This is a genomic window from Nocardia sp. NPDC058666 (genome assembly GCF_042714895.1).
In the GTDB taxonomy this organism is placed as follows: Bacteria; Actinomycetota; Actinomycetes; order Mycobacteriales; family Mycobacteriaceae; genus Nocardia.
This window is the reverse complement of record NZ_JBHXRY010000006.1, coordinates 92,703-107,860: the sequence shown is the minus strand read 5'-3', so window position 1 is coordinate 107,860 and position 15,158 is coordinate 92,703. Positions and strand designations below refer to the sequence as shown.

Below are 15,158 nucleotides of genomic sequence, written 5' to 3'. Positions count from 1 at the left end.
CGCCTCCTAGATGGATAGCGCCATCATCCCACCTTTTCGAATAATTCGAAAGGGCGGGCACCCTATTCGATGGTCTGTAGCAGTTCGACCAAGGTCAGGCGTAGTTTTTCCATTTGGGTTCGGCTGTACAGGGTGGTGTCGTATTCGAGTTGGAGGGTGAGGCGGGCGGCGAGGGTGAAGGCGGTGATTTTGGGGGGCATCGCGGGGCCCATGGCGTAGATGTCGTCGCGGAGGAAGGCGATGTCGTCGGGGAGGGTGTGGGGTGGGAGTTTGCCGATGTTGGAGAGGGCGAGGGTGGGGGGTGCGGAGAGTAGGGCTGTGGTGAGGTCGTCGTGGGGTAGTTGTGCGGCGAGGGGGAAGATCGCGGGTTCGCGGCGGGACAGGGCTGCGTGGAGGGCGGTTTCGACTTGGTGGGCGAGGTCCAGTTGGGTGGCGTCGTCGGCTACTTGGATGAGGATGCCTGCGCCGGAGGCGTAATTGGCCAGGGTGTCGGCGGGGACCGGGGGATCGAATTCCGCGCGGACGTCGGCGGCTTGGCCGCAGAACATCGTTACGGTGCCTGTTTCGGGGAAGCGGGTTCGCAGGGCTGCCAGGGCCGTCGCGGTGAGCACGCTGTTCACCGACAGGCCCTCGGTGCGGGCGATCGCCACGAGGGCGGCGGTCTCCTGGGCGGTCAGTTCCACGCGCTGCATCGCGAATCTGCCCAGTGGATCGTCGTCGCCACCGTCGCGAGGTAGGTTGCGCGGCGCGGACTCTGGGCCCATCGTCGCCGCGCCCGCTCTGATCTGGTTCAGCCATTCTTGTGCGCTTGCGGTCGAAACTTGTTCGGCTAGGCGGGTATCCAAGGCTGCGGGCAGTTCGGACCTCGAAACGGCTTCTGGAGCAACATCTCCGGTGGCTCGCGCGGTATAGAGCTGCCACATCTGGGCGAGCAACGCGAATCCTGATCTGCCGTCGGAGATTCCGTGATGCACGACCAGCACCACCTGCTGACGCTGACCGGAGCGCAGGAGATACGCGCGAAACAGTCCTTCGCTCCAATCTCGATCACCGTTGACCAGTGCGAGGTACTCCGGTTCGCCACCTTCGACGATGTCGAATCGGGGTCGGAACTCGTCGTCGCGAACGAAGTACCGCACTCCGTCCTCGGTTACCACCCGACTGCGCAGCAGTGGGTGCGCGGCGGTCAGGTCGTCCAGGACTGTGCGCAGGATCGTGGGGTCGAGTGTGCCGAACACGGTCGTGCCGATGAACAGGGGCATTCCGGCCGTCGGCACGCTGCCGAGGGCTGTGTCGATGCCGAAGTAGCTGGATTCGAAGGGGGAGATACGTCGTCGCGCGGTCATATTCTGACGGTACCTGCGATTCAAACGCTTGTCACTGACGTGTGTTTGAAACAGTTGTCAGAAACGGGTGTTTGCTATCGTGCGCAGGTGGGAACCCGCGAAGATCTCCTCGAAGCCGCCAAGCAGTGCCTGGCCGACCGTGGCTACGCCCGCACCACCGTGCGCGACATCGTCGCAGCGTCGGGCACCAATCTCGCGGCCATCAACTACCACTTCGGCACCCGCGACAAGCTGCTGCAGCAGGCGATGTTGGAAGCCAGCGCGGCCGCGGTGACGCAGATCCTGGACTCACTGCCGCCCACAGATCCCGCCGATCCGACCGCCCGGCTCAAGGCCTTCTGGCGGAATCTGCTCGACTCGTTCGCCCAGAATCCGCCGCTGTGGCGCGCCAACGCGCAGTGTCTGACCCAGGCGCTGCACTCGCCGGAACTGCGCGCCGAACTCGCCGCCGCGCAGCAGCAGGCCCGTCGCGGACTGGCCGATTCGTTCGGCGACGGCGACGACACTGTCGGGGCGATCCTGCAGACGATGATCGGTGGGCTGCTGCTGCAGTGGCTGATCGACCCCGTCAACACGCCGACGCCCACCGATCTCACGGCGGGCGCCAGAGCTCTGCTGGCCTGAAGTCGGCCACCGCCCGCATGGCACCGACCGGGCCGGACCTGGCGACATCGGCGGACAGCCTGACCGTTCACGCTGCGTGACGGCGGTAGCGTCGGGCTATGGACACGCTGAACTCGGTGATCGTGGATATCAACGATGTCTTCTGGAATTGGTTGTTGATTCCGTTGGTCGTGGTGGCCGGGGTGTATTTCACCGCGCGCAGTGGTGTGGTGCAGTTGCGGATGTTGCCGGAGATGTTCCGGGTGGTGGCGGAGAAGGGGCCCGTCGCGGCGGACGGGAAGAAGTCGGTGTCGGCGTTCGGGGCGTTCAGCATTTCGGCGGCGGCTCGGGTCGGGACGGGCAATATCGCGGGGGTGGCCACCGCGATCAGTGTCGGGGGGCCGGGGGCGGTGTTCTGGATGTGGACGATGGCGACCGTGGGGGCGGCTTCGGCGTTCGTCGAGTCGACGTTGGCGCAGCTGTACAAGCGGCGCGAGAGTGAGCCGGGGACGTTTCGGGGTGGGCCCGCGTACTACATGGAGTACGGGTTGCGGCGGCGGTGGCAGGGGTTGCTTTTCGCGGTGATCATCACCGTGACCTTCGGGTTCGTGTTCAACGCGGTGCAGTCGAACACGATCGTGGCGACCAGTCGGGTGTCGCTGTCGGCGTTGGACGGTGATTGGTACGCGCCGGTTGTCGGGCTCGGGTTGGTGGTGTTGCTGGGGTTGGTGATCTTCGGTGGGGTGCGGCGGATCAGTCACATCACCGAGGTGTTGGTTCCGGTGATGGCGTTCGTGTATCTGCTGTTGGGAATTGCGGTGGTGGCGTTGAACATCGGTGATCTGCCGCGCGTGGTGGCCGATATCGTCGGTGGGGCGTTCGGGTTGCGCGAAGTGGTCGGTGGCGGGATCGGGGTCGCGATCGCGCAGGGGATTCGGCGGGGGATGTTCTCGAACGAGGCCGGGTTGGGGTCGGCGCCCAATGCCGCTGCGGCGGCGGATGTTTCGCATCCGGTGAAGCAGGGGTTGGTGCAGGCGCTGGGCGTGTACTTCGACACGCTGCTGATCTGTTCGATCACCGCGTTCATCATCTTGACCAGCGACCCGGACCTGTCGGAGCGGCGCAGCGCCGACCTCACGCAGAGCGCGCTGACCAGCACCCTCGGTGGCTGGGCCGGGCACGTGCTCACCGCGGTGGTGTTCATGCTGGCGTTCAGTTCGATGATCGGCAATTTCTACTACGGGCGCACCAACATCGAATTCATCACCACCCGTCCCCAGGTGCTCACCGCGTTCCGGGTGCTGGTGCTGTTGGCGGTGTTCGGCGGGGCGCTGGGGTCGGTGGCGCTGGTGTGGAATCTGGCCGACGTGTTCATGGGCGTGATGGCGCTGGTCAATATGGCCGCGATCATTCCGCTGGGGGTGATCGCGTTCCGGTTGCTCACCGACTACCGGGCGCAGCAGCGGGCGGGCAAGGATCCGGTGTACGTGCACAGTGCCGATGTCGCGGACCCGGCGGGCGTGCAGTGCTGGTCGGAGTCCGAACGTCAGACCAGGCTCAGCCAGTAGTCCTGGAACTTCAGGAACACCAGCAGCAGGACCACGGCGTAGAACACCACGACCAGCGTCCAACGCCATTCCGCGAGAATCCCCAGCGGCCCGCGCGAGCGACCCCACAGTTCCTGCGTGGTCACCGCGAACAGCACCGGCACCGACACCCACACCACCATGCAGTACGGGCACAGGGCGTTGATCCGGTACAGGCTCTGGAAGATCAACCAGCACAACCCGGCGATGCCGAGCACGGTGCCGATCCACATCCCGCCCCAGATCCAGCGCGGGAAACCGACGCCGACCACCGACAGCAGACCGAGTGTCACCACGACGGAGAACCCGACCACGCCGAGTAGCGGGTTGGGGAAGCCGAACACCGCGGCCTGGTCGGTCTTCATGATCGACCCGCACGACAGCACCGAGTTGATGCTGCACGAGGTGACGTAATCCGGGTCTACGAACAGCTTGAACCGTTCGACCGTCAGGGTGAACGACGCCAGCCAGCCCGCCAGCCCGGCGATCAACAGCAGCCAGGCCGAGCGGGCGGGGGCGGTGATCATTTGGCCGCGTCAGCGATCACGGAGGTCAGGCCGTTCTCGGTGAAGATCGCGTCGGACTGTTCGAGCTTGCCGTTGATGTACACCGACGGAGTGGACTCGACGCCGCTCTTCAGCGTGGCCTGGGTGACCTGCTTGATGTAGTCGTTGTACGGCTTGTCCTTGATGCAGGTGGCCACGGCCGGGTCGGTGTAACCGGCACCCTGGGCGATCGCGACCAGTTCGTCGTTGCTCAGACCGGCACTGCCCTCGGCGGGCTGCTTGTCGAACATGGTCTGCAACCAACCCTGGTACTTGGTCGTATCGGCCTTGGCCACGCAGAACGACGCGTTGGCCGCGCGCGAGGAGTACTGGGTGCTCGACGCCTTGTCGAGGAACGAGATGATCTGGTACTCGACCGAGGCGGTGCCGTCGGCGGCGGCTTTGGCCAGCGCTTCGCCGTTGGCGGCCTCGAACTGCTGGCAGGCGGGGCACTGCAGGTCGGCTACGACGCGGACCTTGACCTTGGCGTCGGGATTGCCGATGAGAACCGTGCCGGAATCGGTGACCGATCCGCCGGTCGCGGGAAGTTGTGCCACAGAGCTCGCCGTCCCCTCGTTGTCGGAGTCTGACTTCTTCACCGCGATGCCGATGCCGATGGCGGCGACCAGGGCGACCAGTACCGCGGCCACCGCGACCTGGATCGCGATCTTGCGCTTCTTGTCCGCGGCCTCAGCCGCCGCGAGCGGATTCTTGCCAGTGCTCACCGTGGTCACACGCCTTTCGCTCGAGGGCCCCCCATCTGCGAACATCATGCGGGCCGAACCTGAGAGTTTGCGCAAAGCGCGACGTCAGGACTGGTCGAGTCGCCGCAACTGCTCGGCGATATCGAAGTTGGCGGGCGGCCAGTCCAGGTTCAGCCCGGCCAACGCGCCGATCAACAGCTCGGTCACGGCCAGGCGCGCGTACCACTTGTGGTCGCTGGGCAGCACGTACCAGGGGGCGTAATCGGTGTTCGTGCGGTCGAGAACGGCCTGGTAGGCCTGCTGGTACTGGGGCCAGTACGCGCGTTCGGTGATGTCGGCGGGGTTGAACTTCCAGTACTTGTCCGGGCGTTCCAGCCGTTCGCGCAGCCGGATTTTCTGTTCTTCCAGGGACACGAACATGGCGACCTTGACGATGACGGTGCCCGTTTCGGCCAGCTCCTTATCGAAGGCGTTGATCTGGTCGTAGCGCTGCTCCCATTCGGCCTGCGGGACGAGGTTGTGCACGCGAACCACCAGCACGTCCTCGTACTGGGAGCGGTCGAACACGCCGATCTGCCCGTGCGCGGGCAGGCGTTTGCTGATCCGCCACAGGAAATCGTGCTGCTTCTCCAGCTCGGTGGGCACGCCGAACGACGCGTGATCCACACCCTGCGGGTCCACCGACCCGATCACGTGCCGCACGATGCCACCCTTGCCCGCGGTGTCCATGCCCTGCAGGATCAGCAGCACATTGCGGTGACCGCCGGTGCGCCCGTGCGCGAACAGCTTCTCCTGCAGCACCGACAGCACCGTCGCCCGCTCGGCGAGCAAGTCCTTGCCCGCACGCTTGCCGCCGGTGAAACCGGGCGTGCTCGACGTGTCGAGATCAGCGACCCGCACACCACCGGCCCGCAGCGCGACATCGGCCGGTTCGGTCCACAGATTCGCCATTTCCCATGCCTACCACCTGTGCGCCCGTTTACTGCCCAAGCTCGACGCAATCGTTGCGGACCTGTCAGGCGGGCTTGGTGGCGTCCACGTACTGCATGAAACGGTGGATCCGCTGGTCGATTTCGGTCAGGCCCGCCCTGGCGAACAGCTTCGGGAAGACATCGCCGTCGAACGCGCGCAGGCCGCTCAGGCTCGCGGCCATGCTGGCGGCGCTGCCGAACAGGTTGTCCTCGCGGAAGCTGGTGCTGATCGCGATGCGACCACCGGGGGCGAGCACGCGGATCATCTCGCGGGCGGCGATCAGCGGGTCGGGGATCAGGTACAGGGCACCGAAACAGCACACCGCGTCGAAGGTGCCGTCGGCGAACGGCAGGGTGCGGGCGTCGCCGCGCACGTAACCCACGCGCGGACTCGCGTTGTCGGTGGCGGCCTTGGCCAGCATCGGCGCGGAGTAGTCGATGCCGGTGACGAAGCCGCCACGGGTCAGGTACTCGCTGAGATATTTGGTGAAATTGCCTGGGCCGCAGGCGATATCGAGGACCTTCATGGGGCCGTGCAGTCGCAGGGTGTCCACGGCGTCGCGGCGGTCGGTGCCGGTGGTGCGGCCGCTGGCGAGGTAGAACATCGTGGGTCGCCACGCGTGTTCGTAGACCGCGGCCAGCGCGGGGGCGTTCATGGTCTTGCGGGCGAGATTCACGAGCGGGTGACCTCGATGGTCATGCCCGCGTCGCGCAGCCGCTGCGTGAGCGCTTCGCCCATCGCGGAGGCGGGGGTGAGCACGCCCGCACGGTCGGGCAGGGTGTCGAAGGCCAGGCACAGGCCGCTCTGGCCCAGCAGCACGGCGGTGGCCTGGTAGCCGGGGTCGCCGCTGCCGGAGAAAGTGGCCTGGTACTTGGCGCCGGAACTGGTGCGGGCGAAGGTCTTCATGGCGAACCAGCCGGCCAGCCGGGCCGCTTCGCTGGGGCCGGTGCCGGGCTTGGGCAGGATCCGGTCGAGCAGTTTGCGGCCCAGCGATACGCGCGAAAGCACTGCGCCCGAAGCCATTCCGGCCACGATGCCGCCCGCGATACCGGCGGCCACCAGCGGCGCGGCGGGGGAGGTGCCCGCGTTCATCACCTCGCGGTAGCGGAACTGCTTGCCGTACGCCCAGCCCAGCAGGCCGTTGGTGCGGCGCACGACCTTGGTGTTGTGCGAGGCCATGATGAACGTGGTGACCCAGCCGCTCAGGCTGGCGTCGATGCTGTCCGCGCGGGCCAGCGCCTGGTCGGACTGGCGGCCCACATTCGGTTCCATGCTGCGGTCGGGGCTCAGCGAGTACGGGTGGGCCAGGATCTTGCCGCGGGCGGAATCACCGGCGACGTCTTCCATCATCGCGCGCCCGGAATCGATGGTGCCGCCGCTCATGCCGCCCTTGAGGTAGGCGACCAGGGTGGTGCTCTCGAGCTCGCCGGTGTCGTCGGCGAGGCTGGCGCGGTAGATCTCGTAGACCGACAGGTCCGACGGAATCGAGTCGTAGCCACAGGAATTCACGATCTTGGCGCCGGAGTCGACCGCGGTCTGCTCGAACTTCTCGATGGCGTCGTGGATGAACAGCGGCTCGCCGGTGAGGTCGGCGTAGTGGGTGCCCGCCGCGGCGCAGGCGCCCAGCAGCGGCATGCCGTAGCGCAGGTACGGTCCGACCGTGGTGACCACGACCTTGGTGCGTTCGGCCATAGCCGCAAGCGATGCTGGATCGCTCGAATCCGCCACTACCAGTTCCCAATTCGCGGCGACCGGGCCCAGTGCGGCGCGGGTGGCGGCGAGCTTGTCCGCCGAACGCCCGGCCAGCGCGATCCTGGCGTCGGCGGGGACGGCGGTGGTCAGGTACTGGGCGGTGAGCTTGCCGACGAAACCTGTTGCGCCGAACAGGATCAGGTCGAACTCGCGGTGCTGCGGCATTGCGGGCCTTTCGAAAACAGGGAAATCAGGATTTGGTGGTCGCGGCCTTGCGGGCGCGCGTTTTCTTCACCGGCTTGGGTGGATGGGTGGCCAGCCAATCGCGATGGGCCACACCGAGTTCGGTGACCGGCGGTTCGTCGTAGAGCCATTCGCGGGCGATCGAATGCCAGTTGTTGGTGCTGTCGAGCTGGCCGAGCATGCCGAAGGTGAGGAAGTCCGCGCGCCGGGAGAACAGGTGCTCGGGCGGCAGATTCTGCTGCTTCATGCCGGTGAACTCGCTGGCGCGCGGGTCGACCGCGAGCAGGAACGCGCCGCTGGCCAGCTCGGGGGTGATGGTGAGTTCCTCGTCGACCAGGCACCACTCCGACGCGGCCAGGACGTATTCCAGGCACTCCTCGGCACCGATCTCTTCCGGCGAATCGATCACGCCACGCTCGATCATCAACTGCCGCAGGTCTTCCGCGCGATCCTCGGCGGCAGCGCGCAGGCACTGGATCTCGAAAGCGACCAGCTTGGGGTCCATGCGGTTGAACAGGCCGAAATCCAGGAACGCGACCCGGCCGTCGCGCGCGAGCAACACATTGCCCGGATGCGGGTCGCCGCAGAACTCGTGGAAGGTGAACAGTGAGCCGACGTAGAACCGGTAGATGATCTCGCCGAGGCGATTCCGTTGCGCCGCAGGCATTTCCCGCATCTGCTCGAAGCCGTCGCCGTCGATGAACTCGCTGACCAGCACCCGCGTGGTCGACAGCTCCGGCACCGAGGACGGCACCACGATGAACGGGTGGTCGCGGTACAAGTGCGCGATCCCGGCCTGGGTGGCGGCCTCGGCCCGGTAGTCCAGCTCGCTTTCCATGTTCAGTTTCAGCTCGTCGAGCACCGCGGGGGTGATCCACGGCATCGCCGAGGCCAGCACGCGACGAAACATGGTGAGGTTCTTCAGGTCCGCGCGCACCGCGGCGTCGACACCGGGGTACTGGACCTTCACCGCGACCGACCGGCCGTCGTGCAGGGTGGCCCGGTAGACCTGGCCGATCGAGGCGGCGGCGATCGGCTCCGGATCGAACTCGGCGAAGACCTCCTGCAGCGGTGCGCCGAAATCCTGCTCGATCACCTCGCGCATGGACTCGAACGACACCGTCGGCGCCGCATTGCGCAACACCGCCAGCCGCTGCTGGAACCGCTCGCGATGATTCTCGGGCACCAGGTCCAGATCCAGCACCGACATCATCTGGCCCAGCTTCATGGCCACGCCCTTCATGGTGCCCAGCACCATGACCACCTGCTCGGTGGTGCGGATCATCGACTCCTCGGCCATCCGCTCGCGCACAGCCTCGGACCGGCCCCGCATCGACAGCCTGGTCTTCTTCGATCGGATGACCGAACTCGCCGCGACCGCCCCGAGCTTCGTCCCACGGGCAAGCCGAGAAGTCGGCACGTTCTTCGCCATCGAGGTACCTCCGTTGGTGCGCACGTGCACGGCGACACCCAGCCGCCAGCGGTGACGCAAGCCACAGCGTCACGCTCGGTTCAGCGTAACCAACTGTGTTGCGCTGTCGAGTCCGGCTCCCCAGATCGTGAGAACGGGCAGGTCAGGACTGCGGCATCTCCGGCAGGGGGTGTTCCTGGGCGCTGAAGATCTCGGGCGAACCACCCGCGCGGGCGATGCCCTCGATCGCGCTCCAGGCCATCATCGTGAGGTAGTCGATCACGTCCTGGCGCGGCATGGCCTTGTCGGTGGTGGTCCACCAGTGCGTGGCCAGCTGGATGCCGCCGACCAGCACATACGACCACAGCATCGCGCCGTCGGTGCGCATGCCCTTGCCGCCCGCCCGGTCGATCAACACGGTGGTGACCACCTCGGCGAACAGCCGCTCGAACTCCGCCAGCGAGGACTTGTCGCCGGAGGCGTTGCTCATGATGAACCGGTAGACCTCGGGGTCGTCGTCGACGGTGCCCACGTACTCGGTCATCGCGGCGCGCACGAGCTGGTACTCGTCGGCGTCGAGGCTGATCGCGCCGTACACGCGCGGCAGCAGGGTGGTCTCGATGAAGCGCTGCATGGTGGCGTGGACCAGGTCGTTCTTGTCCGCGAAATAGCGGTACAGCACGGTCTTGGACACGCCGATCTCGGTGGCGATCTCGTCCATGCCCGCCTGGCTGCCGCGCGTGCGGATGGCGTTGAGCGTGCCGTCGACGAGCTCTTCGCGGCGGTCGATCTTGTGCTGGCGCCACCGCCGTTTACGGCCGTCGGCCGGGCCGTTGCCGCGCACCGCGGCTCGGCTGCCCTGCTCGCCGATCTCGACAAGGTCTTCGGTGGACAACAGCAGGCCCCCTTGTGATCGATATGGCGTGTCTCGCGATACAGCTTAGGCGGGCGAGTGTGGGGTGGCACTCGTTTGGGTGCCGATGCGGCATTTACCACACTCGCGTACTTACCCGCGCGTATGACCGAAGGGCCGATTCAGCGTGTCCGACGGCAGCCACGCGGGGTTGGCGGCGGCGCACTCGGCGCGCGCACAGCAGAATGGGGGCTATGGAGAAAGCTCCCGGCACCACGGCGGTTCTCACGCCGCGCACCGAGCCCGCCTCGCCGCCCGGCGGTTTCGGCTTGATGACCGACGAGGCGGCCAAGAAACGCGACCTGTTCAAGATGAAGGCGCTGGCGACCAGCTTCCTGGTGGTTGCCAGCGTGATCTACCTGCTGTGCCGCTGGCTGGAATCGCGCGGCGGGGGTGGCGAGTGGGTGGGCTATGTGCGCGCGGCGTCGGAGGCCGGCATGGTCGGCGCGCTGGCCGACTGGTTCGCGGTCACGGCGTTGTTCAAGCATCCGCTGGGCCTGCCGATTCCGCACACCGCGATCATTCGGAAGAAGAAGGACCAGCTCGGCGAGAGCCTGGGTGCCTTCGTCGGCACCAACTTCCTCGCGCCCGATGTGGTGTCGGCGCGGCTGGAATCGGCGCAGATCTCGCTGCGGGTGGGTCGATGGATGGCCGATCCGGGGCACGCGGCGCGGGTGGCGCAGGAGAGCGCCACGATTCTGACCGCGGTGGTGAACACGCTGCGCGACGAGGACGTCGAGCAGATCATCGACAACACCATCGTGAAGCGGATCGCCGAACCGCTGTGGGGACCGCCGCTGGGGCGGGTGCTGTCGGAGATGATCGCCGACAATCGGCAGCGGCCGCTGATCGATCTGCTGGCCGAGCGCGCGCATCAGTGGGCGTTGGGTTCGCAGGACACCATCGACCGGATCGTGCTGCGTGATTCGCCGCAGTGGGCGCCGAAATTCGTCAATACGTTGCTTTCCGAGCGAATCTATCGGGAATTGGTGGAGTTCACCTGGAAGGTGCGCTCCGATCCCGATCATGAATTGCGGCGGGCCGCGGATCGCTTTCTGCAGGATTTCGCCGAGGACCTGCAGCACGACGACGCGATGATCGCCAAGGCGGAAAAGGTCAAGGCCGAGATCATGGGCCGCGAACAGATCACCGGAATGGCCGAGGCCACCTGGCGCGCGGCGAAACGGTTGATCTTGGAGTCCGCGCACGATCCCGATTCCACGTTGCGTCGCAAGGTCGCGGAGAATGTGCAACAGCTGGGCGAGCGTCTGCGTGACGATCCGGCGATGCGTGGCAAGGTGGACGGGTGGATCGATCGCGGCGCGCGCTATCTGGTCGGTAACTACTCCGGCGAGATCTCGACCTTGGTCACCGACACGGTCGCACGCTGGGATGCCGACGAGGCGAGCAAGAAGATCGAATTGCAGGTGGGTCGGGATCTGCAATTCATCCGGATCAACGGCACGGTGGTCGGGTCGCTCGCGGGCCTGGCGATCTACGCGATCTCGCAGCTGCTGTTCCACTGAAAGACCTGGTAGCCGGGGCTACGAGAGTGTCAGCCGACCGGGTGCTAACTGTAGTGCTTGCAATAGCTAGCACCCTGTTCTAGTATTGGCCTTACAACGCCAGAAGGTGAGCGATGACAGACCAACCCGAGAGTCGTGTAGCGCACGCGGCTCAAGATATCGGAGGTTTCATCAGGGCACAGCGCGAAGGCGCGCAGGTGTCCCTGCGTCAGCTCGCCGCTCTGGCGGGGGTGAGTAATCCGTACCTGAGCCAAATCGAACGCGGATTGCGTAATCCCTCCGCCGAAGTACTCGCGCAGATCGCCAAGGCACTGCGTGTTTCCTCGGAGGTGTTGTATGTGCGGGCCGGATTTCTGGAACAGCGTCCGCACAGCCCGGTCCGCGATGCCCTGCTCGCCGACACTTCGGTGTCGGAGCGGCAGAAACAGGTGTTGTTGGAAATCTATGAGTCGTTTCGCCGGGAAAACGGGGAAGACACCGGCTCAGGGGGGACCGAACGGAACAGCGACGTTTCGTTCACGACAACTGACACTCCGCCACACCAGGAGAATGAAGACTGATGACCGAGAAGACCGCCACTGTGACCAAGCCGCTGTTCGCCACCGTCGGCGCCGGTGACGCCATCTACGCCGCCGTGAACGACGTTGTCGCCGACGTGCGTGACCGCGTTGCCACCGCCGACCCCAAGGCCCGCGTCGAAGAGGCCCGTGAGCGCATCGCGAACGTGCCCGCCGACGTGCAGGCCCAGTTCGACACCCTGCGTGAGCGCATCTCCGGCCTGCCGTCCGAGCTGCCGGAGGACCTCGCCGAGCTGCGCGAGAAGTTCACCACCGAAGAGCTGCGCAAGCTGGCCGAGCAGTACTACCGCCAGGCGCTGGACATCTACGCCGACCTCGCCGTGCGCGGCGAGGAGACCGTCGACCGGCTGCGTGCCAACGAGGCCGTCGACGAGCAGATCGGTCGCGTGGAGACCCTCTACAAGGATGCTTCGGCTCGCGCCGAGGATGCCCTGACCAAGGTCAACGACCTGCTGGGCCGTGGCAAGGTCGAGGCCGAGGCTGTGGCCGACGAGGTCGCCGCCGTGGTCGAGGCCGAGGTTGTGGCCGTGACCACCGAGCCGGCTCCGGCCAAGGCTCCCGCCGCCAAGAAGGCCGCTCCGGCCAAGAAGGCTGCTCCGGCTGCCAAGAAAGCTGCTGCGCCCAAGAAGGTGTAATCAGCATCTGCTACTGACAGCGACCCCGTACACCACGTGTGCGGGGTCGCTGTTCGTATGATGGGGGTGTGAATATGGTGAATAACCTGACGATGCTGATCATGCTGGTCATCTGGGTGGCCGCCTTCGGCGCGACGGTGTTCGCCTTGATCCACGCGGTGCGCCAACGGTCGGACGCGTTCACCGCGGTGGACAAGATGACCAAGCCGATCTGGTTGGCGATTCTGGGCGGGGCGCTGGTGTTCCTGTTGATCGCCGCGGGTGGGCTGGGGTTGCTGTCGTTCATCGCGATCATCGCCACCGGGGTGTATCTGGCTGATGTGCGGCCGAAGGTGGACGAGGTGCAGCGCGGTCCGCGCTGGTAGTTCGTTGGGCCCTCGCGTTGTGTGATACTCGGTGTTACTGTATCGAGCAGTAACACAAAGGAGTGTGCCGATGCGTGCAATGCTGCCCACGGCCCTGGGGAACCTGATCGATCAGGCGTCCACCGTGGTCAAGACCACCCTGGCGGCCCACCGTGCCGACCTGCGGACCAGGTCGCACGGGATCGCGGCGTTGGATCCGCCGCGGATGCCATACGACGTGATCCCGGTGGTCACCGCCGACGGCGCCCGGCTGCGGGTGCACGCCTACGGCCCCGTCGATGCGCCGGTGATCGTGTTCGCGCACGGCTGGACCTGTTCGCTCGAATACTGGAACGCCCAGATCAACGCCTTCGCCGGTGAGTACCGCGTGGTCGCCTACGACCAGCGCGGCCACGGCGAGAGCACCAACGGATACGCGCGGCCCAGCACCAACCTGCTCGCCGACGACCTGTGCGATGTGCTCGACGCGGTACTGCTGCCGGGTCAGCGCGCGGTGCTCGCGGGGCACAGCATGGGCGGGATGACGCTGATCGCGTGGGCCGGTCGCTACCCCGAGCGGGTCGCCGAACAGGCCGCCGCGGTGCTGCTCACCAACACCGGCGCGCACTCGCTGGTCTCGGTGTCGACCATGGTGCCCGGTTTGAACAAGCCGCTGCGACTGCTGGGTGGGCGCACGCTGCCCTCGCCGGACTGGGTCGGCAAGCTCATCCTCGGTACCCCGGTGGTGATGCCGCCGATCAAGCCGGTGCGCTGGATCTTCGCGCGTCAGGTGATGACCCTCGACACCTCGCGCGAAAAGCTGGACTACGCGCTGTCGGTGGTGCGTGGTTGCCCGATGATGACGCGTTCGCGGTACGGATTCCTGCTCACCGCACTGCATCTGGGCGATGACGCGAAGAACTTCTCGGTGCCGACTACAGTGCTGGCCGGCGATCGCGACGACATGACGCCGGTGCTGCACGCGCAGCGATTGGCCGCGCTGCTGGCCGACGCGGGCACGCTGGCCGGGTTCAAGGTGCTGCCGACCGGGCATCTGGGCAATGTCGAGCGCTACGACCTGTTCAATGCCGAACTGGCCGAAGTACTCGCCGCCGTGCGCGAGCCCGTGCGCGCTTCGGCCTGACCTCGGTGCGAAGATGGCCGGATGAGTTCTACCGCTGTGACCTCGGACGACCGTCGCTTCGTACTGACGCTGGGCTGCCCTGACCGACCGGGCATCATCGCTGCGATCTCCTCGTTCATCGCCGATTTCGGCGGGTCGATCGTGGAGGCCGGGTACCACTCCGACGGTGACATCGGCTGGTTCTTCACCCGGCAGGCCGTGAAAGCGTCGACGGTGCCGTTCTCGATCGACGAGCTGCGGCAGCGCTTCGCCCAGGTGGCCGCGGAGTTCGGGCCCGAGACCGACTGGCAGTTGCACGATTCCGGGGCGCCGAGTCGGGTGGTGTTGCTGGTCAGCAAGGACGGGCACTGCCTGCACGACCTGCTCGGGCGCGCGCAGGCCGGGGAATTGCCGGCCAATATCGAGGCGGTGATCGGTAATCATCCCGATCTGGCCGGGATGACCGAGGCGCACGGGGTGAAGTTCCACTACGTGCCGTTCCCGAAGGACCCGGCCGAGCGCGGACCGGCTTTCGAGCAGGTGCGGGAGCTGGTGGACTCCTACGATCCGCAGGCGGTGGTGCTCGCCCGGTTCATGCAGGTGCTGCCCGCGTCACTGTGCGAGCACTGGGCGGGGCGCGCGATCAATATCCACCACAGCTTCCTGCCCTCGTTCGTGGGCGCGCGGCCCTATCACCAGGCGTATGCGCGCGGGGTGAAGCTGATCGGGGCGACCTGCCATTACGTCACCGCGGAGTTGGACGCGGGGCCGATCATCGAACAGGACGTGATCCGGGTCGATCACGCCGACGACGTGCGCGACATGGTGCGGCAGGGGCGTGACATCGAACGGGTGGTGCTCGCGCGCGGACTGCGCTGGCACCTGGAAGGTCGGGTGCTGGTGCACGGGCGGCGCACGGTGGTCTTCGAGTGAGCAG

Annotated in this window: 16 protein-coding genes; 8 read left to right on the top strand and 8 right to left on the bottom strand. The window is 66.4% G+C overall.

Going from position 1 to position 15,158, the window contains the following annotated elements; all coding sequences use genetic code 11:
• Window positions 1-62 precede the first annotated feature (62 nt).
• Entirely contained in the window at window positions 63-1,346 is a 1,284-nt protein-coding gene (locus tag ACFWVD_RS16540; protein ID WP_379243518.1) for a condensation domain-containing protein, read from the bottom strand.
• 87 nt (window positions 1,347-1,433) lie between these two features.
• Here ACFWVD_RS16540 and ACFWVD_RS16535 point away from each other — a divergent pair, with 87 nt between their 5' ends.
• Window positions 1,434-1,970: a TetR/AcrR family transcriptional regulator gene (locus ACFWVD_RS16535; RefSeq protein WP_379243516.1), complete on the top strand. Its 537-nt coding sequence runs from the start codon at window positions 1,434-1,436 to the stop codon at window positions 1,968-1,970.
• 98 nt (window positions 1,971-2,068) lie between these two features.
• Window positions 2,069-3,517, top strand: coding sequence for an alanine/glycine:cation symporter family protein (locus tag ACFWVD_RS16530; protein ID WP_379243514.1), 1,449 nt, complete (start codon window positions 2,069-2,071; stop codon window positions 3,515-3,517).
• On the opposite strand, the gene ACFWVD_RS16525 is transcribed toward ACFWVD_RS16530, so the two are convergent.
• From ACFWVD_RS16525 to ACFWVD_RS16495, 7 genes are all read right to left on the bottom strand, one after another.
• Window positions 3,496-4,062: a vitamin K epoxide reductase family protein gene (locus ACFWVD_RS16525; protein ID WP_379243512.1), complete on the bottom strand. Its 567-nt coding sequence runs from the start codon at window positions 4,060-4,062 to the stop codon at window positions 3,496-3,498. The two genes, ACFWVD_RS16530 and ACFWVD_RS16525, sit on opposite strands and share 22 nt — an antisense overlap.
• Window positions 4,059-4,805 carry a DsbA family protein gene (locus ACFWVD_RS16520; RefSeq protein ID WP_379243510.1) on the bottom strand — a complete coding sequence of 249 codons (747 nt, stop codon included), beginning with the start codon at window positions 4,803-4,805 and terminating at the stop codon, window positions 4,059-4,061. Before ACFWVD_RS16520 ends, ACFWVD_RS16525 begins: the two co-directional genes overlap by 4 nt.
• 84 nt (window positions 4,806-4,889) lie before the next feature.
• Complete coding sequence (locus ACFWVD_RS16515) at window positions 4,890-5,735, bottom strand: polyphosphate kinase 2 family protein (RefSeq protein ID WP_379243508.1); 846 nt, start codon at window positions 5,733-5,735, stop codon at window positions 4,890-4,892.
• Window positions 5,736-5,799: 64 nt separating this feature from the next.
• Window positions 5,800-6,432 carry a class I SAM-dependent methyltransferase gene (locus ACFWVD_RS16510; RefSeq protein ID WP_379243506.1) on the bottom strand — a complete coding sequence of 211 codons (633 nt, stop codon included), beginning with the start codon at window positions 6,430-6,432 and terminating at the stop codon, window positions 5,800-5,802.
• Complete coding sequence (locus ACFWVD_RS16505) at window positions 6,429-7,673, bottom strand: saccharopine dehydrogenase family protein (RefSeq protein ID WP_379243504.1); 1,245 nt, start codon at window positions 7,671-7,673, stop codon at window positions 6,429-6,431. Before ACFWVD_RS16505 ends, ACFWVD_RS16510 begins: the two co-directional genes overlap by 4 nt.
• A 25-nt stretch (window positions 7,674-7,698) precedes the next feature.
• Window positions 7,699-9,123 (bottom strand): ABC1 kinase family protein, encoded by a 1,425-nt coding sequence (locus ACFWVD_RS16500; RefSeq protein ID WP_379243502.1) that lies wholly within the window; start codon window positions 9,121-9,123, stop codon window positions 7,699-7,701.
• A gap of 142 nt (window positions 9,124-9,265) precedes the next feature.
• A complete protein-coding gene (locus ACFWVD_RS16495; protein ID WP_379243943.1) occupies window positions 9,266-9,946 on the bottom strand; it encodes a TetR/AcrR family transcriptional regulator in 681 nt (226 codons plus the stop codon).
• Window positions 9,947-10,209: 263 nt separating this feature from the next.
• On the opposite strand from ACFWVD_RS16495, the gene ACFWVD_RS16490 reads away from it, so the two are divergent.
• From ACFWVD_RS16490 to purU, 6 genes are all read left to right on the top strand, one after another.
• Window positions 10,210-11,541 (top strand): DUF445 domain-containing protein, encoded by a 1,332-nt coding sequence (locus ACFWVD_RS16490; protein ID WP_379243500.1) that lies wholly within the window; start codon window positions 10,210-10,212, stop codon window positions 11,539-11,541.
• Window positions 11,542-11,654: 113 nt separating this feature from the next.
• Entirely contained in the window at window positions 11,655-12,101 is a 447-nt protein-coding gene (locus tag ACFWVD_RS16485; RefSeq protein WP_379243498.1) for a helix-turn-helix domain-containing protein, read from the top strand.
• Window positions 12,101-12,754, top strand: coding sequence for a heparin-binding hemagglutinin (locus tag ACFWVD_RS16480; protein WP_379243496.1), 654 nt, complete (start codon window positions 12,101-12,103; stop codon window positions 12,752-12,754). The genes ACFWVD_RS16485 and ACFWVD_RS16480 overlap by 1 nt, the downstream gene beginning before the upstream one ends.
• 74 nt (window positions 12,755-12,828) lie before the next feature.
• Window positions 12,829-13,119 carry a DUF2516 family protein gene (locus tag ACFWVD_RS16475; RefSeq protein WP_379243941.1) on the top strand — a complete coding sequence of 97 codons (291 nt, stop codon included), beginning with the start codon at window positions 12,829-12,831 and terminating at the stop codon, window positions 13,117-13,119.
• Between the two features lie 70 nt (window positions 13,120-13,189).
• Window positions 13,190-14,242 carry an alpha/beta fold hydrolase gene (locus ACFWVD_RS16470; protein ID WP_379243494.1) on the top strand — a complete coding sequence of 351 codons (1,053 nt, stop codon included), beginning with the start codon at window positions 13,190-13,192 and terminating at the stop codon, window positions 14,240-14,242.
• Between the two features lie 21 nt (window positions 14,243-14,263).
• The gene (gene purU / locus ACFWVD_RS16465; protein WP_379243492.1) at window positions 14,264-15,154 is read left to right on the top strand and encodes a formyltetrahydrofolate deformylase; all 891 of its coding nucleotides are present in this window, start codon (window positions 14,264-14,266) and stop codon (window positions 15,152-15,154) included.
• Window positions 15,155-15,158 lie beyond the last annotated feature (4 nt).